This window comes from Williamsia muralis (assembly GCF_051487485.1).
In the GTDB taxonomy this organism is placed as follows: Bacteria; Actinomycetota; Actinomycetes; order Mycobacteriales; family Mycobacteriaceae; genus Williamsia; species Williamsia muralis_B.
The window spans coordinates 1-1,697 of the sequence record NZ_JAHVCV010000029.1 but is presented as its reverse complement, the minus strand read 5'-3'; the positions used below and the strand labels follow the sequence as shown (position 1 = coordinate 1,697).

Genomic DNA, 1,697 nt, shown 5'->3' with positions numbered 1-1,697 from the left:
GGCCTGGGCATGATCATGGTGAAGGCCGGCAAGATCGCCACCTACGGCCACGCACATGCCGGCTCGGACTTCTTCACCATGCAGGTCGCCAAGCTGCTCCCGGCCAGCCCGACCATGGTCTCGGTCTTCGCGCTGATCAAGCTGATGTCGGGCATGATCTGGCTCGCCGTCATCGGCCGCAACATCACGTGGGGCGTGGCGTGGCACCGCTTCTCGGCCTTCTTCAACATCTACTTCAAGCGTGAGGACGACGGCGGRGTCGCGCTCGGCGCGGCCAGGCCGATGACATCGGGCGGCAAGGTCCTCGACATGGAGACCGCCGACCCSGACGTGGACGCATTCGGTGCCGGCAAGATCGAGGACTTCACCTGGAAGGGCTGGCTCGACTTCACCACCTGTACCGARTGTGGTCGCTGCCAGAGCCAGTGCCCGGCATGGAACACRGGCAAGCCGCTCTCCCCCAAGCTCCTCATCACCTCACTGCGYGACCACGGTTACGCCAAGGCGCCCTACCTCCTCGCCGGCGGTAAGAAAGACATCAGCGGCGACGAGATCGGYCTGGTCGACGCCGACGGAAACGTGCTGCAGGACAAGCTCGATGCGATCCCCGAGGCTGCCCGCAACGAGGCCGAGCGCAAGCTGGTCGGCGAGAGCGAAGGCACCACGGGCGCGGTCATCGACACCGAGACCCTGTGGAGCTGCACCAACTGCGGTGCCTGCGTCGAACAGTGCCCGGTCGACATCGAGCACGTSGACCACATCATCGACATGCGCCGCTACCAGGTGCTCATCGAGTCGGACTTCCCGTCCGAGCTCGCSGGCCTGTTCAAGAACCTGGAGAACAAGGGCAATCCGTGGGGCCAGAACTCCAAGGACCGCACCAAGTGGATCGAYGAGATGGACATCGAGATCCCGGTGTACGGCCAGGATGTCGAGAGCTTCGAAGGCTTTGAGTACCTGTTCTGGGTCGGTTGCGCCGGCGCCTACGAGGACCGTGCGAAGAAGACCACCAAGGCCGTTGCCGAACTGCTCGACATCGCCGCCGTGGACTTCCTCGTCCTGGGTGAGGGCGAAACGTGTAACGGTGACTCCGCTCGCCGAGCAGGCAACGAGTTCCTGTTCCAGATGCTGGCGCAGCAGAACATCGAGACCCTCGATGAGATGTTCGGTACCGCTCCCGCGCAGGCCAAGAAGATCGTTGTGACCTGCCCGCACTGCTTCAACACCCTGGGTAACGAGTACCCGCAGGTCGGCGGTAAGTACGAGGTGGTCCACCACACCCAGCTGCTCAACCGGCTGGTCCGCGACAAGCGGCTCATCCCGGTGGCCCCGGTCAACAAGGACATCACCTACCACGACCCCTGCTTCCTGGGCCGTCACAACAAGGTCTACGACGCCCCGCGTGAGCTGATGGACGCTTCCGGCGCCAACCTGACCGAGATGCCGCGTCACGGCGAGCGGTCGATGTGCTGTGGCGCCGGTGGTGCCCGGATGTGGATGGAAGAGACCATCGGCAAGCGCATCAACCTCGACCGGGTCGATGAAGCACTCGGCACCTCACCGGAGAAGGTGGCCACCGGCTGCCCGTTCTGCCGCGTGATGCTGACCGACGGCGTGACCGCGAAGACCTCGGGCACCGAGCTCGAGAACAAGGTCGAGGTGCTCGACGTCGCTCAGCTGATCCTCGACTCCGTCAG

General features: G+C 64.4%; 1 protein-coding gene. It reads left to right on the top strand.

Annotated elements, in window-relative coordinates; genetic code table 11:
• A partial coding sequence (locus KXR83_RS26760; protein WP_437427230.1) for a (Fe-S)-binding protein occupies positions 1-1,697 on the top strand: 1,697 nt, incomplete at both ends.